24 protein-coding genes and 2 pseudogenes are annotated in these 21,393 nt (G+C 70.5%); 12 read left to right on the top strand and 14 right to left on the bottom strand.

The window, feature by feature from the left end; genetic code table 11:
• Window position 1: 1 nt before the first annotated feature.
• Entirely contained in the window at window positions 2–1,021 is a 1,020-nt protein-coding gene (locus MDN94_RS20185) for a hemolysin family protein (protein ID WP_482727288.1), read from the top strand.
• 106 nt (window positions 1,022–1,127) lie between these two features.
• On the opposite strand, the gene MDN94_RS20180 is transcribed toward MDN94_RS20185, so the two are convergent.
• Window positions 1,128–1,259 (bottom strand): hypothetical protein, encoded by a 132-nt coding sequence (locus MDN94_RS20180; RefSeq protein ID WP_482727287.1) that lies wholly within the window; start codon window positions 1,257–1,259, stop codon window positions 1,128–1,130.
• Between the two features lie 64 nt (window positions 1,260–1,323).
• Window positions 1,324–1,968, bottom strand: coding sequence for a CBS domain-containing protein (locus tag MDN94_RS20175; RefSeq protein ID WP_482727286.1), 645 nt, complete (start codon window positions 1,966–1,968; stop codon window positions 1,324–1,326).
• A 202-nt stretch (window positions 1,969–2,170) separates the two neighbouring features.
• Here MDN94_RS20175 and MDN94_RS20170 point away from each other — a divergent pair, with 202 nt between their 5' ends.
• The 6 genes from MDN94_RS20170 to MDN94_RS20145 all read left to right on the top strand — a co-directional run bounded on the left by MDN94_RS20170 (window position 2,171) and on the right by MDN94_RS20145 (window position 7,654).
• Window positions 2,171–2,371, top strand: a complete 201-nt coding sequence (locus tag MDN94_RS20170; RefSeq protein WP_482727285.1) for a hypothetical protein — start codon at window positions 2,171–2,173, stop codon at window positions 2,369–2,371.
• 276 nt (window positions 2,372–2,647) lie between these two features.
• Window positions 2,648–3,244 carry a 3'-5' exonuclease family protein gene (locus MDN94_RS20165; protein WP_482727284.1) on the top strand — a complete coding sequence of 199 codons (597 nt, stop codon included), beginning with the start codon at window positions 2,648–2,650 and terminating at the stop codon, window positions 3,242–3,244.
• A gap of 52 nt (window positions 3,245–3,296) precedes the next feature.
• Window positions 3,297–4,094: a chitosanase gene (locus tag MDN94_RS20160; RefSeq protein ID WP_482728188.1), complete on the top strand. Its 798-nt coding sequence runs from the start codon at window positions 3,297–3,299 to the stop codon at window positions 4,092–4,094.
• A gap of 165 nt (window positions 4,095–4,259) precedes the next feature.
• Window positions 4,260–5,360 (top strand): catalase family protein, encoded by a 1,101-nt coding sequence (locus MDN94_RS20155; RefSeq protein WP_482727283.1) that lies wholly within the window; start codon window positions 4,260–4,262, stop codon window positions 5,358–5,360.
• Window positions 5,361–5,596: 236 nt separating this feature from the next.
• A complete protein-coding gene (locus tag MDN94_RS20150) occupies window positions 5,597–6,430 on the top strand; it encodes an endonuclease I family protein (protein WP_482727282.1) in 834 nt (277 codons plus the stop codon).
• Window positions 6,431–6,925: 495 nt separating this feature from the next.
• On the top strand, window positions 6,926–7,654 hold the full coding sequence (locus MDN94_RS20145; protein ID WP_482727281.1) for a DUF4253 domain-containing protein: 729 nt from the start codon (window positions 6,926–6,928) through the stop codon (window positions 7,652–7,654).
• On the opposite strand, the pseudogene MDN94_RS20140 reads toward MDN94_RS20145, so the two are convergent.
• Window positions 7,617–7,910 (bottom strand): annotated as a pseudogene (locus tag MDN94_RS20140) (transposase); the annotation flags it as partial. The gene MDN94_RS20145 and the pseudogene MDN94_RS20140 overlap by 38 nt on opposite strands.
• A 137-nt stretch (window positions 7,911–8,047) precedes the next feature.
• On the opposite strand from MDN94_RS20140, the pseudogene MDN94_RS20135 reads away from it, so the two are divergent.
• Window positions 8,048–8,525 (top strand): annotated as a pseudogene (locus tag MDN94_RS20135) (transposase); the annotation flags it as partial.
• A 113-nt stretch (window positions 8,526–8,638) separates the two neighbouring features.
• Here the strand turns inward: MDN94_RS20135 and MDN94_RS20130 are convergent.
• The 11 genes from MDN94_RS20130 to MDN94_RS20080 form a co-directional block, all read right to left on the bottom strand.
• Window positions 8,639–9,019 (bottom strand): hypothetical protein, encoded by a 381-nt coding sequence (locus MDN94_RS20130; RefSeq protein ID WP_482727280.1) that lies wholly within the window; start codon window positions 9,017–9,019, stop codon window positions 8,639–8,641.
• Window positions 9,016–9,603: a TetR/AcrR family transcriptional regulator gene (locus tag MDN94_RS20125; RefSeq protein ID WP_482727279.1), complete on the bottom strand. Its 588-nt coding sequence runs from the start codon at window positions 9,601–9,603 to the stop codon at window positions 9,016–9,018. The genes MDN94_RS20130 and MDN94_RS20125 overlap by 4 nt, the downstream gene beginning before the upstream one ends.
• Before the next feature lie 10 nt (window positions 9,604–9,613).
• Window positions 9,614–9,847 (bottom strand): hypothetical protein, encoded by a 234-nt coding sequence (locus tag MDN94_RS20120; RefSeq protein WP_482727278.1) that lies wholly within the window; start codon window positions 9,845–9,847, stop codon window positions 9,614–9,616.
• A 90-nt stretch (window positions 9,848–9,937) separates the two neighbouring features.
• The gene (locus tag MDN94_RS20115) at window positions 9,938–11,344 is read right to left on the bottom strand and encodes a nucleobase:cation symporter-2 family protein (RefSeq protein ID WP_482727277.1); all 1,407 of its coding nucleotides are present in this window, start codon (window positions 11,342–11,344) and stop codon (window positions 9,938–9,940) included.
• Window positions 11,345–11,601: 257 nt separating this feature from the next.
• Entirely contained in the window at window positions 11,602–13,002 is a 1,401-nt protein-coding gene (locus MDN94_RS20110) for an 8-oxoguanine deaminase (protein ID WP_482727276.1), read from the bottom strand.
• A gap of 45 nt (window positions 13,003–13,047) precedes the next feature.
• A complete protein-coding gene (locus MDN94_RS20105) occupies window positions 13,048–13,797 on the bottom strand; it encodes a solute carrier family 23 protein (RefSeq protein ID WP_482727275.1) in 750 nt (249 codons plus the stop codon).
• 67 nt (window positions 13,798–13,864) lie between these two features.
• Window positions 13,865–14,788 carry a factor-independent urate hydroxylase gene (pucL, locus tag MDN94_RS20100; RefSeq protein WP_482727274.1) on the bottom strand — a complete coding sequence of 308 codons (924 nt, stop codon included), beginning with the start codon at window positions 14,786–14,788 and terminating at the stop codon, window positions 13,865–13,867.
• 5 nt (window positions 14,789–14,793) lie between these two features.
• The gene (gene uraH / locus MDN94_RS20095) at window positions 14,794–15,192 is read right to left on the bottom strand and encodes a hydroxyisourate hydrolase (RefSeq protein ID WP_005310076.1); all 399 of its coding nucleotides are present in this window, start codon (window positions 15,190–15,192) and stop codon (window positions 14,794–14,796) included.
• The gene (gene uraD, locus MDN94_RS20090) at window positions 15,189–15,701 is read right to left on the bottom strand and encodes a 2-oxo-4-hydroxy-4-carboxy-5-ureidoimidazoline decarboxylase (protein ID WP_482727273.1); all 513 of its coding nucleotides are present in this window, start codon (window positions 15,699–15,701) and stop codon (window positions 15,189–15,191) included. Before uraD ends, uraH begins: the two co-directional genes overlap by 4 nt.
• 585 nt (window positions 15,702–16,286) lie before the next feature.
• Complete coding sequence (locus tag MDN94_RS20085) at window positions 16,287–16,661, bottom strand: helix-turn-helix domain-containing protein (RefSeq protein WP_482727272.1); 375 nt, start codon at window positions 16,659–16,661, stop codon at window positions 16,287–16,289.
• The gene (locus tag MDN94_RS20080; protein ID WP_482728187.1) at window positions 16,658–16,906 is read right to left on the bottom strand and encodes a hypothetical protein; all 249 of its coding nucleotides are present in this window, start codon (window positions 16,904–16,906) and stop codon (window positions 16,658–16,660) included. Before MDN94_RS20080 ends, MDN94_RS20085 begins: the two co-directional genes overlap by 4 nt.
• Window positions 16,907–17,084: 178 nt before the next feature.
• On the opposite strand from MDN94_RS20080, the gene MDN94_RS20075 reads away from it, so the two are divergent.
• The 4 genes from MDN94_RS20075 to MDN94_RS20060 all read left to right on the top strand — a co-directional run bounded on the left by MDN94_RS20075 (window position 17,085) and on the right by MDN94_RS20060 (window position 21,391).
• Window positions 17,085–18,170 (top strand): lytic transglycosylase domain-containing protein, encoded by a 1,086-nt coding sequence (locus MDN94_RS20075; RefSeq protein WP_482727271.1) that lies wholly within the window; start codon window positions 17,085–17,087, stop codon window positions 18,168–18,170.
• A gap of 54 nt (window positions 18,171–18,224) precedes the next feature.
• Entirely contained in the window at window positions 18,225–19,286 is a 1,062-nt protein-coding gene (locus tag MDN94_RS20070; RefSeq protein WP_482727270.1) for an RNA polymerase sigma factor, read from the top strand.
• Between the two features lie 378 nt (window positions 19,287–19,664).
• On the top strand, window positions 19,665–20,624 hold the full coding sequence (locus MDN94_RS20065) for an ABC transporter ATP-binding protein (protein ID WP_482727269.1): 960 nt from the start codon (window positions 19,665–19,667) through the stop codon (window positions 20,622–20,624).
• Window positions 20,621–21,391, top strand: a complete 771-nt coding sequence (locus MDN94_RS20060; protein WP_159685103.1) for an MlaE family ABC transporter permease — start codon at window positions 20,621–20,623, stop codon at window positions 21,389–21,391. The genes MDN94_RS20065 and MDN94_RS20060 overlap by 4 nt, the downstream gene beginning before the upstream one ends.
• Window positions 21,392–21,393: the final 2 nt, after the last annotated feature.

Here is a 21,393-nt window from a genome sequence, read left to right as displayed (position 1 = left end):
GATGACCACGTTGCAGCTGTTCATCGGCGCCCTGACCCTGCTGACCAACGCCTTCTTCGTCGCCGCCGAGTTCTCCCTGATCTCCGTACGCAGGAGCCAGATCGAACCCGCCGCCCTCCGTGGCGACAAGCGGGCCCGGATCACGCTGTGGGGTCTGGAGCACATCTCCCGGATGATGGCCACCGCCCAGCTCGGCATCACCGCGTCGTCCCTGGTGCTCGGCGCGGTCGCCGAACCTGCCATCGCTCACCTGCTGGAGCCGGCGTTCGAAGCCGTCCATATCCCGCACTTCCTGGTGCACCCGATCGCCTTCGTCATCGCGCTGACCGCGGCCACGTACGCGCACATGCTGATCGGCGAAATGGTCCCGAAGAACATCGCCCTGGCCGCACCGGCGAAGACCGCTCTGCTGCTCGGGCCTGTACTGGTCGCTCTGACCCGCGCCCTGCGGCCGTTCGTGTTCTCCATCAACGCCTTCGCCAACGTCCTGCTACGCCTGATGAAGGTCGAGACGAGGGACGAGGTCGCGTCGGTGTTCACCGACGGTGAGCTGGCGCGCATGGTCGACGATTCCAGCGAGGCCGGGCTGCTCTCGCCCGCCGACGGCGAGCGGCTGCGCGATGCCCTGGAGCTGGGCACGCGGCCGGTCGGCGAGATCCTCGTGCCCGCCCGGCGCATGCACACCGTCGACGACACCATCACGCCCGCCGGCCTGGAGCGGGCCGCGGCCGCGGCCAAGTTCTCCCGCTTCCCGGTCAAGGGCCCGAGCGGCGTCGTCCTCGGTTACCTGCACATCAAGGACACCCTCGGTGTCACCGACCGCGACAGGCCCTTCCCGCGCACCGCACTGCACCCCGTCACCCGGGTCCGCATCGACACCCCGCTGGACGACACCCTGACCGCCCTGCGCACGGACGGCGGCCACTTGGCCGCCGTCATCGGCGCGACGGGCGCGATCCTGGGTTACGTCACCATGGAGGACGTCCTCGGAGAGCTCGTCGGCCCGGCCGCCGCGGTGTGACCGCCGTACCCCGGGTACACCGCCCCGGCGCACGGGTGCCCGCCCCGGCCAGGGAGCTGGGCCGCACATCCGCCCGGACCTGCCGATCCGTCCAGTTCGCGACGATTCACCGGCCGGCCAGGACGCGCTCCTCGCCCGGGCCACCGAGGTCGACCGCTCCCGGCTCGTCGCGGACGGTGACACCGTTCTGGGCTCCGTCCATGCCCGTGACGGGCTCGTCGCCCGCACGCGCGGCCATGTGGTCACCGTCCGCGAACTGGTCCGGCCCGTTCCGAAGCTGAGGCCCTCCCGGAACAGAACACTTAGCCCGCCCGGGCGGCGGCGAGGTGGGCGTCCACGGCGACGACACCGTCGACGCCCTGGCAGAGGCCCACGAGCACCGGGACGAAACGCGGTTCCGGGACATGTCCCCGCAGGGTGACGACCCCGTCTCTGACCTCGACCGCGACGGTGCCCTCGTCCAGGCCGAGGATGCGCCCCAGGACGTCCTGCTCGACCTCGCCACGGATCTCGACGTCGGAGCGGATGAAGGCGTCGAGCAGGTCGCTGCGGGTGACGATGCCGGTGAGGAGCCCGTCGTCGCCGACCACCGGCAACTGCTTGACGTGCCGCCTGCGGAGTTCCCGCGCGGCCCGGGGGATCGTCCAGTCAGCATGGGCGGTGAAGACGGGGCTGCTCATGAGCGCGCCCGCGGTTCGGGCCCGGGCCTTGCCCCAGGAGCGCTCGTAGTTCCCCTCCTGACCCTGCGGATCCGGCATGCCGGTCTCGTGCCGCAGCACATCGGACGCGGACACGACGCCGACGGGAACGCCGTCATCGTCGACGACCGGGGCCGCGACGATGTCGTTCGCGTCCAGCAGGGCGGCGACCTCGTGGAACGGTGTGGTGGGGCGGAAGGTGACGACCTCCTTGGTCATGACGTCACCGACCGTGCGGCGGTACAGCATGGCATCGGCCTCCTCCGCTGTGCGACTGGGTGGCCGCGGTCCGACCGCCCGGGCGGAGCACGCGCGGCGTGCCGGCGTCCGCGCCCTGCCGGCTCGTCCACGCCGTCTTCACCACCCATGACAGCACTGCGCCGCTCCGGCGACCAGTGGCGTCCGGGCCGGCCGGGGGGCCGCCGGTCCCACGGCCACCGGGTGCGGCCGAGTGCGCGGTAGATGTGGCGACGCTGGGCGCCCGGCCCTTGCGCCTGCCGACGGGAATGATCCGGTCTCCTACGCGCTGGATCTGCTGCGCAGGAACCGGGCGCCGCCGGCCGTCGTCAGAGCGAACGACGGCGGGCTCGCCGGACTGATCAACCTCTGGACGGTGATCGCCCGGCTGATGGGACTCCGGCCGGCGCAGTAGGGAGGCGCTGCTTCACGCCGGCCGCGCGAGGCCGCTGGAACGAGACACGTGCCGTCCCGGCGGCCGGCATTCGTCGGGAGCCGGAACGACGTGGCAGAGCGCTCCGCCGGACGCGATCGCGCCCAGGACCGCCTCGAGCGAGTCGAGGCGGTTCCCGCCGATCGTCGCCGCGGCGGTCACGGTGGCCGGTGCGGCGCTCGCTGATGGCCGGTGCCGAGGCCCGCCACGGCCGGAAAGGTGATGAGCCGCGAGGGCCGATGATGCGATGCTCCTGGCATGACACGCCGAGTGAGGCCCAGCCTCTACTTCTCCGTCGACGTCGAGGCCGACGGGCCGATCCCGGGTCCGTACTCGATGCTCAGCTTCGGCGCCGCGGTGGCCGGCTGCCAGAACGTCGACGGGTACGAGCCGGCCGATCCCGAGAAGGACACCTTCTACCGCGAACTCCGGCCCATCAGCGAGGACTTCGTACCCGAGGCACTGGCCGTGAGCGGCTTGGACCGGGAGCGGCTGAGGGCCGAGGGCAGCGAACCGGCGGCTGCCATGGCCGCGTTCGGCGTCTGGGTGGGCGAGGTGTGCGAGGCGTACGGCGGGGCGCAACCGGTGATGTGCGGTTATCCGGCCTCGTACGACTGGACGTTCCTGTACTGGTACCTGCTGCGGTTCACCGGGGCGAGCCCGTTCGGCCACTCCGGATGCCTCGACATGAAGACGCTGTACGCGGTGAAGGCGCGACTGCCGCTGCGGGCGGTGACGAAGTCGGCGATGCCGCGTGAGCTGCTGTCGGCACGGCGGCACACCCACCATGCGCTGGACGACGCGATCGAGCAGGCGGAGCTGTTCAGTAATCTGATGGTATGGCCGGGGGTGTGACCCCGGGAGGGGGTCCACCGTGAAGTCCGTACTGCGCGCACTGCTCGCGTTCCTGATCGCGGTGGAGGCATGCACCGCCTGCACCGGCGACGGCTCCGGCGGCGACGGGGGCGGGCTGGAGGACCCGGCGAAGAAGGACATCGCGATGCGGATCGTTTCCAGCGCGGAGAACTCCACGCTGGACTGGAAGGCGCAGTACAAGTACATCGAGGACATCGGCGACGGCCGCGGCTACACCGCCGGCATCATCGGCTTCTGCTCGGGAACCGGCGACATGCTCGCCGTGGTCGAGCGCTACGCGAAGGCCAGGCCGGGCAACGCCCTGGAGCGATTCCTGCCCGCGCTACGTGCGGTCGAGGGCAGCGACTCGCACGAGGGGCTGGGCAAGGAGTTCACCGGGGCGTGGGAGCGGGCCGCGACCTCCGACGCGGCGTTCCGGGCGGCGCAGGACGCCGAGCGCGACGAGACGTACCTGCTGCCCGCCGTGCGCCGGGCCGAGCAAGACGGTCTCGGCGCGCTGGGGCAGTTGATCTACTTCGACGCATACGTCATGCACGGCTCCGACACCTCCGAGAGCTCCGCGGGCTTCCGCACGCTGCGGGAGAAGGCCCTGGCCGACGCGGAGCCGCCCGCAGAGGGCGGCGACGAGGAGGAGTACCTGAACGCCTTCCTCGACGCCCGCGTCGAGGCCATCCGCGAGGAGCCGTCGCACACCGACACCAGCCGGGTGGAGACGGCCCAGCGCGTGTTCGTGCGGGAGCGGAACTTCGGCCTCGAGCCGCCGCTGAACTGGCGTGTCTACGGCGACAGTTACCACATCGGCGCGATGGCGGCCCCGCCTGCCGGGTGAGCAGCGACCCGCCCGGCATCGGGCGGATTTCTTCGACGGACGACGTGGGGACCATCACAAGCAGTTACGTTGTGCACAACTAAATTGAGCACTACATTGAACACGTCGAGGCAGTGACGCGGCGAGCGGCGCGGCGCACCACTTCGCGCGAGGAGGAGAAACTCCATGGAATTCGTCAGGTTCGAGACGTACCAGCCCGTTGAACGACCCACCTACCAGCAGGAGCTGGACGACATCGTCCAGCAGGTCGCGGACCGCACCCGCGCGTCGGTCGAGCGACAGAAGGCCGACCGGGCCGTCAGGACGGCGCACGGCAAGACGTACGGACTAGTGAAGGCCTCGGTCACGGTGAGTGAACTGAAGGGCCCGTACGCTCAAGGCGTCTTCGCTGAGCCGGTGACGTACGACGCCGTGGTCCGCTACTCCAACGGGCTCGGCCACCTACGGGCCGACTCACTGCTGGGCGCGGCGTGCGGCATGGGGATCAAGATGTTCGGCGTGCCGGGCACGTCACTGCTGACCGACGAGTCCGAGGCGACCACGTTCGACCTCAACCTGATCAACAACAACGTCTTCTTCGCGAACACCGCGTACGACTACATGGTGATCGAGGAACTGTTCTCCGAACTGCCGGACGCCCTGGTGAACCCTGCACGGCGCAAGTCCTGGATGGGCGAGTTCCTCACCCGGCGGGGGACGCTGCGGACGGCGGACGAGTGGCTGTGGGACGAGCTGTTCGCGATGCTGTCCTTCACCAAGGTCCAGCGGCAGAACCTGCTCTCGTACACCTACAACAGCATGGGCGCCTTCCGTTACGGCGACCACATCGCGAAAGTGCGCGCGGTGCCCGTCACGCCGGTCGGCCACCTCGACGTCGATGTCCTGGCGGACGGCGAGGCCTTCCGCAACACGCTGGTCGCGGAGGCGGCCGAGCGCGAGCACGCCTTCGAGCTCCAGGTTCAGCTGAACACCGACCTGACCCGGATGCCGGTCGACAACACCTCGGTGGAGTGGCCCGAGCAACTCTCCCCGTGGGTGAGCGTCGCCAGGATCGACATTCCGCGCCAGGACATCGGCGGCACGGACAATCTCACCGCCGCGGACGGCACCTCGATCACCCCGTGGCGCGTGCGCGAGGACCACCGGCCGATCGGCGAGATCCAGCGGGTGCGCGAGGAGGTCTACCGCCGCTCCTCTCTCGAGCGCCACCGCATCAACGGACAGCCGCGGGTGGAGCCGCGGAGCAGCGCCGAGTTGCTGGGCTGAACCGAGGCAGTGATTCCGAGGCCGACCGAGGAACGCCGGCGAGTGCGAGGCGCTGCGCACACAGCAAGCGTTGACGGTGCATCAGCTTCACGCTCCCTTCGCGCAACCACTGCGTCTTCTTCATGTCTCCTTGCCCGGCCACGGGCAGACTCTTCGCAACCGAATGAAGGTTCGGTCGTGCCGCCCGAGTTCTACGCGCGTTGCCGTGGCGGCACAGGCCCGAGAAGAGGACGTACATGCCCCCCACACCAGTCACCCGCTGGAAGCATCTCGCCCTGGCCATAGGCGGCTTGTCGTTGGCGGTCGCCGCGACAGGCCCGGCGACGGCGACCACCGCGCCCGCGGCCGGGACCACCGACCCGGCCGCGTCCACGTCGGCGTACGACGACACCTACTACCAGGACGCGATCGGCAGGACCGGACAGGACCTCAAGGACTCCCTCCACACCATCATCAGCGACCAGACCAAGCTGTCCTACTCCCAGGTGTGGGACGCGCTCAAGGCCACCGACGAGGATCCGGCCAACTCCGCCAACGTGATCCTGCTCTACACCGGCCGTTCCCAGAGCAAGTCCTCCAACGGCGGCGACCCCGACCAGTGGAACCGTGAGCACACCTGGGCCAAGTCGCACGGCGACTTCGGCACCGCCACCGGCCCGGGTACGGACATCCACCACCTGCGGCCCACCGACGTGTCGGTGAACAGCACCCGCGGCAACAAGGACTTCGACGAGGGAGGCTCCGAGGTCGGGGAGGCCCCGGGCAACTACACTGACAGCGACTCGTTCGAGCCGCGCGACGCGGTCAAGGGCGACGTGGCCCGCATGATCTTCTACATGGCGGTGCGCTACGAGGGCGACGACGCCTTCGCCGACCTGGAGGTCAACGACCGGGTGAACAACGGGTCCATGCCGTACCACGGCCGGCTGTCCGTGCTGAAGCAGTGGAACGAGCAGGACCCGCCGGACGCCTTCGAGAAGAGGCGCAACCAGGTCATCTACGACGACTTCCAGCACAACCGGAACCCGTTCGTCGACCACCCTGAGTGGGTCACCGCGATCTGGGGCTGAAACGTTCCCTCCCAGGGGCCGGGGCGCCCGGGGTGAGCTCCCGGGCGCCCCGGCGCCTGCGTGCACGCAGGCGCGGGCTGTGACCGGGCGCCCGCAGCGGACATGCGGGCCGGTCACGGCCTCGAGGGGCCGAAGTGCGGACACCTGCGTCCCGTCGACGGCGCCACGCTCGTGCGCCGCCGCGGAGGACAGGTGCTGATCACCGAAGGCGCGCATGCGGACGTGCCGCGGTTGGTCACCGGGATCGTGTTCGTCGACAGCGAGTGGGACGAGGCGATCGACCACTCTTCCGCTCCCCCATGGCGCGGTCCAAGATCGCCGAGGCATGGGAGCTCTGGACGGACTTCTCGGCCCTCGAGAACGCTGGAGAAGACTGGTACCCCCTGAGAGGATCCGCTGCTACGCGCCGCGCCCTTGGCCTCGTCTGCCCGACTGGGCAGGGCGGCTTGGACGTCGTTCCTGATGGCTGTCAGAGGGGCCGCGTAGATTCCGGCTATGCCCGAGCTCTTGAGTGAAATCGTCAGGGACCTGCTGGATGGCTTGCCGCCTGGCAAGCTGATGGGGCCGTGTCAGCATCCGCATCCGGTGGTGTGGCTGAGTAACGGCCCGCTCGTAGACGCTGCCGACTTGTGGAAGCAGTTGTACGCGCGTCGGGGTGAAACCGGCCTCTACCCACTCCTGCTCGAGTATCCGGACGACTCATTCTGGCCTGTAGGAGGTTCCTACGGCGCTGATGCTGATGCCGGCTCTTACTTCCGGAGCCAATGGAAGGATGATTCGTGGCCGCCCTTCAAGGAGTGGCCCGGTCTCGCAAAGCAGGCCGCAGCGGTGAGGGACCCTGATGCCTGCGCGGGGGAAGTGGCGACCGCTGCGGTCCGCGACGACCGAGCCCGGTGTCTGGCCCTCGTCCAGGTCGAGCGTGGCGCTGATGCCCCCGTTGCGCTCGGCTGGCCGGGGATGACAAATCACATGACTGCGCAGGAACTGTCGGCGGTGCTGCGCTCCTGGGAGCACCGGTTCGGTGTCCGTGTCGTGGGCTTCGGGCACGGAAGCCTGTTCGTCTCAGTTGCCGGCCGGCCGACGGACATCCATCAGGCCCGTGTCCTTGCTGTGGAGCACTTCCTTGCATGCCCGGACGTCTTTCTTGAGGATCCCGACCTGGACTGGGACACATACCACGAGGGGCTCATGCAGCGTCGCGAGTGGCGGTTTTGGTGGGACTGAGAGTGGTCTTCGTGGTGAGGCGGCGGTGGCAGATGAGCGTGGCAGCGAGGCCTGGGAAGGCAAGGAAGTGCTGAGGTTTGCGTTCATAGCGGCGATGTAGGCGTCGGCATCCCGCCAACCACGACACCGTTCGTTCGACGACCCATCGGTGCCGCCCAAGCCGTTGCCAGGATTCGACACCCTTGCGGGCTATGCGAGGTGTGATGCCGAGATCCCGGGGCCATAGGCGAAGGCGGTCATAGTCGTAGCCCGATTCTGCCGCGCCTCGACGAGCGGCCGCGGCGCCTGTTGGCAGGAGCTGAAGCCCAGTCTCGGCCGTCGAGTTCCCGCACGCCCAGCGACACAGTGGCTTCACGGACATCGACGGCACGAGCGACCGCTCTCATCCAGCCGTGGGAGCGCCTGGAGCCGTTGCTGCCACAGCGCGAGCAAGGCTTCCGGTTCCCCCGGCCGCAAGCCACTGCCGGACCGGGAGGTGCTGTGCGGGATCCTGTACGTGCTGCACACCGGAATCCAGTGGGAGCATCTTCCCCAAGCGCTCGGCTACGGCTCCGGCATGACGTGCTGGTGCGGGTTGCGGGACTGGAACGAGGCCGGTGTCCGGCAACGCTTGCATGAGGTCCCGCCGGCCGAGCTCAAGGCGGCCTCCCGGCTGAACTGGTCCCGCTGCGTGGTCGACTCCTCCCACGTCAGGGCGCGAAAAGGAAGAGCCGGACAGACCCGTCGCCGGTCGATCGGGGCGGGCGGGCGACTCGCTGTTCGCAGGCCGCGACTATGACATCTACCGTGATCAGGTCCGAGCTCGTGGCATCGTCCCGGCGATCGCTCGACGAGGAACGCGGCACGGCACTGCCTGGGCACCCACCACTGGGGGGCGTCGCACCTCGACGCAGCAGCGGTGGGTGCGGGGCGCCGACCTGGCAGGCTCGAAGGCATGCCCGAACGCTTTGACGCGACGGCCGCGTGAGCTCTCCGGACGTGTGGTTACGCGGCGCCCGCTGCTGCCAGCACTGCGACCGGCAGGAGCAGAATCCACTGCGGTAGACGCAGTAGTGGTCTGGGCCAGCCGACGGACAGCGTGACGACCAGGAAGGCTGCCGCGTATCCGATGAAGTGCGCGGCCACGAACCACGCCACCAGGCCGGTACCCGGCGTGCCGTCCGTCAGGGAGAGGTAGAGCAGACCGAGTCCGGAGAGCACCAGGTCGCCGCTCACCATGTGCCAGACGGCGTGCAGGACACGCTTGGGTTCGTCCGCGAGAGCGCAGGACAGCAGCGGGCGCACCACATCGCGGTGCCCGCCGACGATGTGCACTGCGGCCACGCCGAGCGCGGTGATCCCTGCCGCGAGAAGCCAGCCGTTCATCGGACCTCGATTCCTTTGGCCACGACAGCGGCCAGCAGTGCGGCCAGCTGCGGGTCAGGGTGCTCCCCGACCAGCCCTACGTGGAAGAACACGGCTCCTGCCATGGTGTCCAGGACCAGGTCCACGGGCGTTCGGGCCGCGATCTCCCCGCGCAGCACGGCGCGTTCGAAGACACCCAGCAGCCGCTCCTTCGACGGGGCCAGGAAGTCGCCGCGGATGCGCGCCTTCAGCTCCGGATCGGCGGCGAAGTCGGCCAGCAGCCCTGGGAGTGCCGCCGCGGCGGCAGGCGCGCGGAACTCGTCGACCAGGCCCTGTAGCAGCACGGTCAGATCCCCGGCCAGCGTTCCGGTGTCCGGGGGCGGAACGTCATCGGTGGTCGTGAAGACGGCCTCGAAGACCAGCTCCGGCTTGCCCGGCCACCGTCGGTAGATCGTGTCCTTGCCGACACCGGCCCGCGCGGCCACCGCCCCGATCGATGTCGCGGCGTAGCCGACCTCGACCAACAGCTCTGCCGTCGCGCGGATGATCGCCTCGTGCGATCGGGGATCCCTGGGACGCCCCCGGGAGGGCGGAGAGGAGCTCATGGCATTTACCTTACGGGTCGACCCGTAAAGCAAACAAGAGGCCGGCCTGCCCTTCAGAACCGGAGCCGGCGGCTTCGAAGAGGCGTACCGCATGTGGGGGCAGGGCTTGGGTGAGGTGGCGGAGGCGGGCGTCGTCGGGGGTGCCGGATGCGGCGGTGCAGCCGAAGCGGGCGCGGATGTCGATGACGATGCCGTCGGTGGTGGCGGCCTGCTGTTTCGGCCTTCGCGGACCTGTGGCTGCCACCTCTTCGTGACGCCCGAGCCGTCCCCCGACGCGACGGAACGCCGCCGGGCGGAGCCGTGACGGTACGGCTCCACCCAGCGGCGACGGGGCTCAGTGCACGGCGGCCGGCTCCGCGACCGCGGTCCCCTTCTCCACCGACGAGGGGTCCTCCTCGGTCGCACTCCCCCGCTTGCCGAGGTGGTTGAACGCCAGGTTCAGCACGATCGCCACGATGCAGCCCGTGGAGATGCCCGAGTCGAGCACCACGAGCGCGTCCTCGGGGAAGGCGTGGTAGAACTCCGGCGCGGCGATCGGGATCAGCCCGATACCGACGGCCGCCGCGACGATCAGCGCGTTCTCGCCCTTCTCCAGTGCCGCCGTGGCCAGCGTCTGGATACCGCTCGCCGCGACGGAGCCGAAGAGCACGATGCCGGCGCCGCCGAGGACGGGCAGCGGCACGAGCGCGATGACGGACGCGGCGACCGGACACAGTCCGAGCAGGATCAGGATGCCGCCGCCGGCAGCGACGACGAACCGGCTGCGGACCTTCGTCATGGCGACCAGGCCGATGTTCTGGGCGAAGGCGCTGCACATGAAGCCGTTGAACAGCGGGCTGATCGCGGAACCCAGAGTGTCGGCGCGCAGGCCGCCCTCGATGGTCCGCTCGTCCGCCGGGCGGTCCACGATCCGGCCCAGCGCGAGCATGTCCGCGGTGGACTCGGTCATGCAGACCAGCATCACGATGCACATGGACACGATCGCGGCGATCTCGAACTGCGGTGCGCCGAAGTGGAACGGCGTGGGGAAGCCGACGATCCCGGCGTCCTTGATGGCGTCGAGGTTGGTCATGTTCAGCGGTACGGCGATGACCGTGCCGGCGACGAGGCCAAGCAGGATGGCGATCTGCTGCATGAAGCCGCGCAGCAGCTTGCGCAGCGCCAGCACGATCACGAAGGTGAGCGCCGCCATGCCGATGTTCTTCATGGAGCCGTAGTCGTCCGCCGTGGAGTTGCCGCCCTGGGACCAGTTGAAGGCGACGGGCAGCAGCGACACACCGATCAGGGTGATGACCGTGCCGGTGACGACGGGCGGGAAGAAGCGGACCAGTTTGGAGAAGTACGGGGTGAGCACGAAGCCCAGCACGCTGGCGACGATGATCGCGCCGAAGATGACGGCGATACCGTCGTGGCCCCGGTCCCTGCCGATGGCGACCATCGGCGTCACACCGGCGAAGGAGACGCCGTTGACGAACGGCAGCCGGGCGCCGATGCGCCAGAAGCCGAGGGTCTGGAGCAGGGTGGCTATACCGGCGGTGAACAGGCTCGCGCCCATCAGGAACGCGGTGTCCTTGGCGCTGAGGCCCACTGCGGGCCCCACGATCATCGGCGGGGCGACGACTCCCGCGTACATGGCGGCCACATGCTGAAGGCCGCTGGTGAACATCTTGAAGGGGGGCAGGGTTTCGTCGACCGGATGCTTCCGGTCCTCTGCTTCGGCGGTCGAGTTGTGCACGGCCACGGCGGTGCCTCCGGTCGGGTTACACGTCGTCGGGGGACATGTGGTGTCAAGGAGGTGGTGCAGGTGGTGCGGGTGTGCACGTACCGGGTCGCCCGAGCCGGTGTGCGGGCGGCGTCCCCGTGCCGGGTGGCAGGGGGCGCCACCACCGGGAGGCACGCACCTTTGTCGTACGCGCCTCCCGGCGACGGCCGCCATGGACCCCGCTCGGGTCCACGGCCGCCGGTCGAGGGCCGTCCCCCTCGACCGGACTACCGGGTTCAGCCCTGTGCGGCGATCCGCGCCAGGCGCTGTGCCTCGTCCCGCGTTGAGCGGGCGATGGCGTCTTCGTCCACCGTGGTGAGGCGGTTGCCCTCGACGACGGTCCTGCCGTCGACGAGGGAGAGGGTGACCGGCGCGGCCGCGCCGAAGACGAGCGCGACGACCGGGTCGGCGATGGAGGAGTGGGCGAAGGTGTCCAGCTTCCACATCACCAGGTCGGCGAGCTTGCCGGGTTCGAGGGATCCGATCGCGTCCGCCCGGCCGAGGACCTGCGCGCCGCCGTAGGTGCCGAGGCGCAGTGCCTGGCGCGCGTTCAGCGCGGCCTCGCGGTGGGCGCCGAGCCGGTTGATCAGCATCGCGTTGCGCAGTTCGGTGTGCAGTTCCCCGGACTCGTTGGACGCGGTGCCGTCCACGCCGAGTCCCACCGGCACACCGGCCCGCAGCATGTCCGGGACGCGGGCGATGCCGGCCGCCAGACGCGCGTTGGAGGAGGGGCAGTGCGCGACGCCGGTGCCCGTGCGGGCGAAGGCCGCGATGTCGGAGTCGTTCATGTGGACGCAGTGCGCCATCCAGACGTCGGAGCCCAGCCAGCCCGTCGACTCGAAGTAGTCGGTGGGGCCCATGCCGAAGAGCTCCTTGCAGAACTCCTCCTCCTCGACCGTCTCGGACCCGTGGGTGTGCAGCCGCACTCCCTTGCGCCGGGCCAGCTCGGCGCCCTGCCGGAGCAGTTGGGTGCTGACGGAGAACGGCGAGCAGGGCGCGACGGCGATCTGCGTCATCGCGTCGAACGAGGCGTCGTGGTGCTTGTCGACGGTCTCCTCGGTGCCGGCCAGCGCGCTTTCGAGGGACTCGACCGCGAAGTCCGGCGGCAGGCCGCCGTCCGACGTGCCGCGGTCCATGGATCCGCGGGCGAGGGTGAACCGTACGCCCATCTCCCGGGCGGAGCCGATGATCGCGCCGGACAGGTCGCCGGAGCCCCGCGGGTGGACGTAGTGGTGGTCCATGGCGGTGGTGACGCCGCCGCGGGCCATCATCGCGAGCGAGCCCTGTGCCGCGGCACGGACCATCGGCTCATCGATGCGCGCCCAGGTCGGGTAGAGCGCCACCAGCCAGTCGAAGAGGTTGTGGTCGGTGGCGAGACCGCGCGTGATCCACTGGTAGAAGTGGTGGTGGGTGTTGACCAGGCCGGGGGTGACGAGGTGGCCGGTCCCGTCGATGCGGCGTACCACGTTCGCGAGGCCCTCGGGTGCCTTGCCTGCTCCGACGGACTCGATCCTGTTGCCCGCGACGACGACATGGCCGAAGGCGTACTCGCTGTCGTCGGCGTCCACGGTGGCGATCGCACAGTTCTCGATGACGATGCGCTCGACCGTTGCGGTCGGGGCTGCCGAAGGTGCCATGGTGCTTCCTTCTTCTGTGGGCGGCGAGGTGGGCACGGCAGGACCCTAGGAGGATTTGAGTGCCACAGCCGGGCGGCTGCGGGTGCCGAGATGGTGGGAGAACAGGTGGAGCAGGAGCGCGACGAGCGCTCCGGCGCCGATGCCGGAGCCGACAACGGTCTGTGCCCAGGCCGGGATGTCCGCGTAGAAGGCGGGCGCGGCGAGCGGGATGATGCCGGCACCCAGCGCGACTGCCACCAGGATGATGTTGGAGCTGTCGTCGAGTCCGCCCTCGGAGAGGGTGCGGATGCCGCTGACGGCGATCGAGCCGAACAGGACGACTCCGGCGCCGCCGAGGACGGGCATCGGGAAGCGCAGCAGCCTTCCGAAGAAGGGCCCCACGGCGAGGCTGAAGACTCCGGCGACCATCACCGCGCCGTAGATGGCGGGGAGTTGGCGGTAGGGGGCGCTGGTCTCCGCGATTGCGAGCATGGGCGCGATGCCGGCGGAGGCGGCGGCGTTGACGAACGGGAGCCGGTTCCCGGCGAAGTTCGCGAGATCGGTGGTCTGCAGGAGGGTGGCGAGGCCCGGCGGGCTCGCCGCGATCAGCCGGGTCGTGCCGGCGGCGTCGAGGCCGACCGCCTGGCCGATGATCAGCGGAGGGGTGACCACGCCTGCGTACATGGCGGCGATGTGCTGGAGCGCGGCCGGAACGAGCCGCGCGACGGGGAGCTCCTCGTCCACGGGATGGACGGGCGATACGTGGCCGGGGCCTCGTGCGGCCTGCGCCGCCGGCTCCGTTGCAGGCTGTGCCATGGTTCTTCCCTCCGGTCCGGCCGGCCCCCGCCCGGCTGCGGGCGGGCGGGGGCGGGTCGGTCCCGCGTCAGAGGTTGGTCATGTCGACCGGGATCTTCGGCTCGACGCCGTCCCGCAGGATGGTGGCTTCGATCAGGCCGTACGGGCGGTCGGCCGCGAAGTACACCTCGTTGTCGTTCTTGAGGCCGAACGGCTCGAGGTCCACCAGGAAGTGGTGCTTGTTCGGGAGCGAGAAGCGGATCTCGTCTATCTCGCTGCGGCTGTTGATGATGCGCGAACCCATCTGGTAGAGGGTCTGCTGCAGCGACAGCGAGTACGTCTCCGCGAAGGCCTCGAGCATGTGCTTCTTGGCCTGGTCGTAGGACTTGTCCCAGCTCGGCATCCGGTCCTCGTCCGAGGTCCAGTTGTAGCGCCACTGGGCGGCGACCTGGGTGGCCAGGATGCGGTCGTACGCCTCTTTGAGGGTCGTGTACCGGTCCTTGACGTAGCCCCAGAACTCGGAGTTGGTCGAGTTCATCACAGTCAGGTCCTTGAGGCCGGAGACGACCTCCCACTGCTCACCGTCGTAGGTGATCTGGGTGGTGCGGGTCTCCTGGCCCTTGCGGACGAAGGAGTGCTTGACCTCGTCGGCACCGATGAACCTCGAGTTGCCGTCGGAGGTCGCGATGCGCTCCCAGGCGTACTCCTCGATGCGGATGCGCGCCCGGTGGATCGGCTCCTGGCTCGACACGAAGTGCCGGGCGAGGTGGATGCCGAACTGCTCCGCCGACTCGATGCCGTACTCCTTGGCGAACGCGTACACCGTGTTCTTGGTGGTGTCGGTCGGCAGGACGTTGGCGTTCGAGCCGGAGTAGTGGACGTCGTCCATGTCGCCGGAGAGGGCGACGGAGACGTTCAGGTCCTTGATGTGGTGGGTGTCGCCGTCCCGCGTGATCTTGACGACTCGGTTCTCTGCTTTGCCGTACTGGTTCTGGCCGAGAATCGTGGGCATGTCTGCTAGCTCCCTCGGTAAACGGAGTAGCCGAACGGGTTGAGCAGCAGCGGTACGTGGTAGTGCTCGCCCGGCACGACGGCGAACGTGATCGCCACCTCCGGGAAGAACACACCGGCGGCACCGCTGTCCCGATTCGCGGGGGCGTCCTGCTGCGCATCGGCTTGCTTGTTCTCGAAGTACGCCTCGGTCTCGAAATCGAGACGTACGTGTGTCGTTCCTTCCGGCAGCGCCGGCAGGTCCTTGCAGCGCCCGTCCGCGTCGGTCTTCGATGCGCCGAGCGCCACCCACCGCGCTCCCGCGCCGCTACGGGACGACAGCGAGATGGCGACGCCCTCTGCGGGGCGTCCCACGCTGGTGTCCAGGATGTGTGTGGACACCGATGCGGTGGTTTCCGTGCTCATGCTTCTTCCTGCTCTACGAGACGGGTCAGACGGATGCGGTTGATCCTGCCCAGCTCGGCGCGGACGATCTCCCGCTCCTGCTCGGGCGAGTTCTCGATCCGGTCGCGTACGGCGTCCCGCATCTGCTCGCCGGTGCGGCCGGTGGCGCAGATCAGGAAGACATGGCCGAACTTGTCCTGGTAGGCCAGGTTCAGCTCGAGCATCTCCGCCTTGAGCGCTTCGGACGCGCCTGCCATCCCGCTCTGTTCGCGGGACGACGTGGGGTCGCCCGGCTTGGGCCGGCCGATCGGTGGGTGGCCGGCCATGGCCTCGGCCAGATCCTCCGCGGTCAGTTCCGCCATTGCGGCGTCGCTGGCCTCGAAAAGCGCCTGGGTGGTGGCGTACGGTCGCTGGGCGAGCAGTTTGCTCCCCCACGCCGAACTGGCGCACACCTCGTGCAGTGCGGCCAGGGCCGCACTGTCCTCGGAGGCGTTGAACCGGGCAAGGCCCGGGTTCGGAAGTGAAGTCACGGGAGCCTCCGTGGCTTGTTCATCGCGGTGCGTCGGACGGGCTGCGGATAGCTAACGCCCTTCGGCAACGCGGCGTCAACACTTTGTTGAAAACTTGGGGTGACGAATACGGCGCCCCGGCGGCGAGCCCGCTCTGGGACCCACCCGCGCCCCGACCGACCACTCCGGGCCTCGTATCGAGCCTTGCACCGTTGCGACAGCACACCGGGGCAGGCGCGCCCGACGCGACCTGATGTCGGAAATGTCCCCAGGCGATCGGAGCACCGCACCGGTCGCGCAGCAAACGCCGACAACGATGTCGGAACCGCCAGGAGCACGCACATGAAAAACGTTCGCCGCTTCGCCGTCTGTACGGGAGCAAGCGCCCTCCTCGGCATGGGCGCGATCGCCTCGCCACCCCCGCGCAGCCGGCACCGTACCGGTACGGACCATGGCGCCGACTCCGCCGGCGACATCGCCGGCGGCCGTCAACGACCTCGCTGGCGCAGTGACCCCGGCGGACCACGGCGCCGCCCTCGCCTGCTCGTCGAGGGCGGCGCAGTGGTCTGCCGGGCCGGTCCTTCCCCCGAGGCCGACGGACCGGCGTCAGCCGTCCGACGGGCTCTTCTCGCGGTTCAGGTAGTTGTAGACCGTGAAGCGGCTGACGCCGAGCGCGCCGGCCACCGTCTCCACGCCGTGGCGCACCGAGAACGCGCCGCGCGCCTCCAGCGTCCTGACGATCGACTGCTTGCTCCTGCGGTCGAGTTCGGCGAGCGGTCGGCCGTGCTGCCGCTCCAGGGCCGCGAGGATGTGGTCCAGCGAGTCCGCGAGCTGCGGAAGCCGCACCGCGAGGACCTCCTCGCCCTCCCAGCTGAGGACGACGTCGTCCTCAGCTGCCTCGCCGGGCTCGATCACCACCCCGCCCATGGCGTCGACGAGAGGCTTCACCGCTTGGGCGAGCGCGTGGTCGAGCGCCGTCATCCCTGGCCCTCCACCACGTTGACCTGGAGGGAGACCCGGGTCGCGCCGTTCTCCAGCGCCGTGCGCAGCAACGCGTCGACGGCGCCGAGCACCTGCTCCGCGCCGCCCTCCGCGGTGTTGCCGAACGGTCCGACGTCCACCGCGTCCAGGTCCGCGCCCTGCACGACCTCGCGCACCGCCACGGCGTGCGGCGGTGGCTCGTCCAGGTCGAACGGCTCCGTCGTGAACTCCACTCTCAGTCGCACCATGCCTCCACGTTAGGGCCTGTCCCGTAGGCCTTGACCCGCTCCCCCTTCACCGGCGCCGGACGGGAACGCGCGCCACGGCGCGACGGACCGGCGGCGGTCCCGCGTAGAGCAGACGACGAGAGCCACGCCGGTCCCGGTTCCGTCCGGACCGGCGGCACAGGGAGGGGTCTGCATCATGACAGGACGCGTAGGCAGAGGTGTCAAGGCGACGGCGGCCGCCGCCATGGCGGTCGCGGCGCTCACCGCCTCGCAAGGGCCCGGGACCGCCGTCCCGGCCTGGCAGCGGCAGCCGCTGCCGACGGGAGGGACCGTCTCCGGCGACAGCGTGTACCGCACCGAGCTGCCGCCGCTGCGGACGCCGGGGCCGGCGGACGTCCGGGCGCCGGGGGTCCACGCCGCACCGGCGGCCGGGGCGCTCCCCGCGACGGTGTTCGCCGCGTACCGGGCCGCCGAGGCCGCACTCGCGCGCAGCGCTCCGGGCTGCGGCCTGCGGCTTCAGCTCCTCGCCGCGATCGGCCAGGTCGAGTCAGGGCAGGCCCGCGGCGGACGTGTCCTCCCCGACGGCACCTCGCTCTCCCCGATCCTCGGCCCGCGGCTGGACGGCAACGGCTTCGCGCTCATCCGGGACAGCGACGGCGGGACGTACGACGGGGACACGGTGTACGACCGTGCCGTGGGGCCCATGCAGTTCATCCCCTCCACGTGGGCGCACTGGGGCGCCGACGGCAACGGCGACGGCCGTGCCGACCCGGGGAACATCTTCGACGCGGCGCTCGCGGCCGGGAGGTACCTGTGTGCGGGAGGGCGGGACCTGTCGGAGCGGGCGGGCCTCGAGCGCGCGGTCCTCGCCTACAACCACTCCGCGGCGTACCTGCGGACGGTGCTGGCCTGGTACGCGTACTACCTCGGCGGCCACCGGGTGGTGCCGGACGACCGCGGCCCGTCCGCCGGGCCCGCCCGGTCGGTCCCGGCCGCTCCGCAGCCGCGGCGCACCGGTGAGCCGAGTCCCGCGGCGACACCGTCGCCCACGGAGGTGCCCGCCTCGCCCCGGCCGGCCGCCCGGCCGTCCTCCTCGCCCTCCCCGCGCCCGAGCGGCACCGCGCCGGCCGGCGGCCAGGAACCGGCGGAGCCGTTGCCGCCCCTCCCCGACGTGCGGCCGCCCGGCGACGGCCTGCTGCCGGCCGGGCCCGGCGGACTGACCAGCAACGGAACGGACTCGATGGACGCCGGCCCCTCCCCAATCCCGGATACCGGGCGGTAATGTCGCCACCCGCCGGGCAGGGACGCGACCGGCGGCGCGAGCGAAGGGGCCCTCATGGCTACGGACATGCAGCCTGCCCAGCCCGACGGGCCGGGCCGGGAGTCCAAGGAACGCTGGCAGCGCGCCTGGAGCCACCGCGAGGACCTGCTCAAGGTGGCCCGCCGCCGGTCGGTCAGCGCAGAGGACGCCGAGGACGCCGTGCACGAGGCGATGCTGCGTGCCGCCGAGCACCCGGACCTCGACGACGAGCGGCTGGGCGCCTGGCTGACGACGGTGACCATGCGGCTGTGCGTGGACCGCCACCGTCAGGTCCACCGGGAGGCGCAGGTACGCAGCAGCCCGAGGCTGCATCCCCCGGGCCCGGCCCCCGTCGAGGAGACGGTCTGCGACCGCGCGGAGGCGCACTGGCTCGCGGTCCGCAGCGCGGAACTGCCCGCCCGGCAGGCGGAGGCGCTGTGGCTGAAGGCGGAGGACCTCGACGTCGGGCAGGTCGCCACGAAGATGGGCCTGAGCTACCGCACCGTCGAGTCCCTCCTGGCACGCGCCCGCCGCACCCTGCGCAATTCGCTGGCGGCGACGCTCGGGGTGGCGCTGTGGCTGTGCGGCCGGGGCAGGCCGGGCAGCGGGGGCAACGCCCAGGCGGTGGCGCTCGCCTCGACGGCGGTGACGCTCGCGGTGGCCGGCCTCGTCCTGCCGTACGTCCATGACGGCAACGCCCCCGCGCCGCGACCGGCGCAGCCGGCGGCGACGGAGGCGGCCGGGTCCGGGACGCCGGAACCCGGCCGTACGGGTGCGCCGGGGAACGCCGCCCCGCCGCCCGCCCCCACCCCGCGGGCGTCGGACGGGGCCCGCCCCGTTGGCGAGCGGGGCCTGCCGCTGCCGGAACTGCCCGGCGTGCCGCTGCCGGCGCTGCCGCTGTCGACGCCGCCGGTTTCGGGGCTGCCTGTGCCGGAGGCGGACGATCTGGTGTCGTTGCTGCCACCGGTGTCGTCGGCGTCGGTCCCGGCCGTTCGGCAGTCGGTTCCGGCCGTGCCGTCCTCGGCTCCGGCTGTGCCGGCCCCGTCGGCGTCGGTCCCGACCGTGCCGGTCCCGCCGGCGCTTCCGGCACAGCCGTAGCCGCCACGCGGGGCTGTTCCCCCAACCCGCCCCATCCCGAAACCGGGCGCTCTGCCCGGGCCCCCGCGCCTCGAACGCCGGCGAGGCGGGTTTCGCGCAGCGAAATCCAGCCCGCCGGGGGTACCTTCCACGGCCGCCGGGCGGTAGGGGAGATCGTGGGCACGGCCGAAGGCCGTTGCCCCGCCACGCGGCGGAGCCGCACATCGGTACCGCGGGAAGGGGCGGGGTGGGAAACAAGCCCGCCCCGGGCGGCACCCGGACCCGTCCCGACACCCCCGCGAAACCCCGTCGAAAAAATCTTCGTCCCGTCGCGACGGACGCCCCTCCCCTCCCCGTAGAGCAGTTGTCGGACCGCTCCACGGCTGAAGGGTGTACCGGATGGGTGTCGAGATCTGCGTGGAAGGGCTCACCAAGTCCTTCGGGCGCCAGGTCATCTGGCAGGACGTCTCCCTGACGCTGCCCGCCGGGGAGGTCTCCGTCATGCTGGGGCCCTCCGGGACCGGCAAGTCCGTGTTCCTGAAGACGCTCGTGGGGCTGCTGAAACCCGAGCGGGGGTCCATCCGGATCGCCGGGCAGGACATCACGACGCTGCGGGAGCACGAGCTCTACGAGGTGCGGAAGCTGTTCGGCGTGCTGTTCCAGGACGGCGCGCTGTTCGGTTCGATGAACCTCTACGACAACATCGCCTTCCCGCTGCGCGAGCACACCCGCAAGCCGGAGGGCGAGATCCGCCGGATCGTGCTCGAGAAGATGGACATGGTCGGTCTGATCGGCGCCGAGGACAAACTGCCCGGCGAGATATCCGGCGGTATGCGCAAGCGGGCCGGACTGGCGCGGGCCCTGGTGCTCGACCCGGAGATCATCCTGTTCGACGAGCCGGACTCGGGTCTCGATCCGGTGCGCGTGGCGTACCTCAACCAGCTGATCGTCGATCTCAACGCGCAGATCGACGCCACGTTCCTCATCGTCACCCACGACATCGCCTCGGCCCGCCAGGTCCCCGACAACATCGGGCTGTTGTTCCGCCGCGAACTGGTGATGTTCGGCCCGCGGGAGCAGCTGCTGACCAGCGAAGAGCCCGTGGTGCGGCAGTTCCTGGGCGGGCGGATGCAGGGACCGATCGGCATGGCGGAGGAGAAGGACGCCGCCCAGGTGGAGCAGGAGCTCGCGCAGCTCGGTGAGGCGGCGGACGCCGGCGTACCGGGCTTGCTCGAGCTGACGCCGCGGCTGCTGCCGACCGAGGGCATCGAACGGCCGCCCCGCTGGGCGGAGATCGCGGACCGTGAGGCGCTGCGGCGGCTGCGGGCGTCGGTGCGCGGAAGGGCGGGCGACGCATGAGCCTGTCGCCCGTCGGGGCGCTGCGGCAGTCGGGCAGCCTGTTCGCCATGGGGCTGGACGTGCTGCGCACGATCCCCAAGCGGCCTTTCCAGGTCAGGGAGTTCATCCAGCAGGCGTGGTTCGTCGCGAGTGTGACGATCCTGCCGACGGCGCTGGTGTCGATCCCGTTCGGAGCGGTGATCGCGTTGCAGATCGGCTCTCTGACGAGGCAACTGGGCGCGCAGTCGTTCTCGGGCGCGGCCTCCGTCCTCGCGGTGCTGCGGGAGGCGTCGCCGATCGTGACCGCGCTGCTGATCGCGGGCGCGGGCGGTACGGCGATCTGCGCGGATCTCGGAGCGCGGAAGATCCGCGAGGAGATCGACGCGATGCAAGTGCTGGGCATCGACCCGATCCACCGGCTGGTCGTGCCGCGGGTGCTGGCCACCATGCTGGTGGCGGTGCTGCTCAACGGCCTCGTGTCGGTGGTCGGGGTGGCGGGCGGCTACTTCTTCAACGTGGTGCTGCAGAACGGCACCCCTGGCGCCTATCTGGCCTCGTTCACCACGCTCGCCCAGCTTTCCGACCTGTGGGCGGCGGAGCTCAAGGCCCTGGTGTTCGGGGCGATCGCGGCGATCGTCGCCTCGTACAAGGGGCTGACCGCGAAGGGCGGCCCGAAGGGCGTCGGCGACGCGGTGAACCAGTCGGTGGTGATCACCTTCATGTTGCTGTTCGTGACGAACTTCGTGATGACCGCCGTGTACTTCCAGATCGTTCCGCAGAGGGGCTGAGC

The organism is Streptomyces sp. WAC00040 (assembly GCF_056835925.1).
Note: the sequence above shows the minus strand (reverse complement) of the source record. Positions and strands in the feature narration are given on the sequence as shown.

Excerpts from the sequence above, each read along its gene's own strand:
- MDN94_RS20185 (WP_482727288.1), top strand. The coding sequence starts at position 2 with ATGACCACGTTGCAGCTGTTCATCGGCGCCCTGACCCTGCTGACCAAC.
- MDN94_RS20180 (WP_482727287.1), bottom strand. The coding sequence starts at position 1,259 with ATGGCCGCGCGTGCGGGCGACGAGCCCGTCACGGGCATGGACGGAGCC.
- MDN94_RS20175 (WP_482727286.1), bottom strand. The coding sequence starts at position 1,968 with ATGCTGTACCGCCGCACGGTCGGTGACGTCATGACCAAGGAGGTCGTC.
- MDN94_RS20165 (WP_482727284.1), top strand. The coding sequence starts at position 2,648 with ATGACACGCCGAGTGAGGCCCAGCCTCTACTTCTCCGTCGACGTCGAG.
- MDN94_RS20155 (WP_482727283.1), top strand. The coding sequence starts at position 4,260 with ATGGAATTCGTCAGGTTCGAGACGTACCAGCCCGTTGAACGACCCACC.
- MDN94_RS20150 (WP_482727282.1), top strand. The coding sequence starts at position 5,597 with ATGCCCCCCACACCAGTCACCCGCTGGAAGCATCTCGCCCTGGCCATA.
- MDN94_RS20145 (WP_482727281.1), top strand. The coding sequence starts at position 6,926 with ATGCCCGAGCTCTTGAGTGAAATCGTCAGGGACCTGCTGGATGGCTTG.
- MDN94_RS20130 (WP_482727280.1), bottom strand. The coding sequence starts at position 9,019 with ATGAACGGCTGGCTTCTCGCGGCAGGGATCACCGCGCTCGGCGTGGCC.
- MDN94_RS20125 (WP_482727279.1), bottom strand. The coding sequence starts at position 9,603 with ATGAGCTCCTCTCCGCCCTCCCGGGGGCGTCCCAGGGATCCCCGATCG.
- MDN94_RS20110 (WP_482727276.1), bottom strand. The coding sequence starts at position 13,002 with ATGGCACCTTCGGCAGCCCCGACCGCAACGGTCGAGCGCATCGTCATC.
- MDN94_RS20105 (WP_482727275.1), bottom strand. The coding sequence starts at position 13,797 with ATGGCACAGCCTGCAACGGAGCCGGCGGCGCAGGCCGCACGAGGCCCC.
- pucL (WP_482727274.1), bottom strand. The coding sequence starts at position 14,788 with ATGCCCACGATTCTCGGCCAGAACCAGTACGGCAAAGCAGAGAACCGA.
- uraH (WP_005310076.1), bottom strand. The coding sequence starts at position 15,192 with ATGAGCACGGAAACCACCGCATCGGTGTCCACACACATCCTGGACACC.
- MDN94_RS20085 (WP_482727272.1), bottom strand. The coding sequence starts at position 16,661 with ATGACGGCGCTCGACCACGCGCTCGCCCAAGCGGTGAAGCCTCTCGTC.
- MDN94_RS20075 (WP_482727271.1), top strand. The coding sequence starts at position 17,085 with ATGACAGGACGCGTAGGCAGAGGTGTCAAGGCGACGGCGGCCGCCGCC.
- MDN94_RS20070 (WP_482727270.1), top strand. The coding sequence starts at position 18,225 with ATGGCTACGGACATGCAGCCTGCCCAGCCCGACGGGCCGGGCCGGGAG.
- MDN94_RS20065 (WP_482727269.1), top strand. The coding sequence starts at position 19,665 with ATGGGTGTCGAGATCTGCGTGGAAGGGCTCACCAAGTCCTTCGGGCGC.
- MDN94_RS20060 (WP_159685103.1), top strand. The coding sequence starts at position 20,621 with ATGAGCCTGTCGCCCGTCGGGGCGCTGCGGCAGTCGGGCAGCCTGTTC.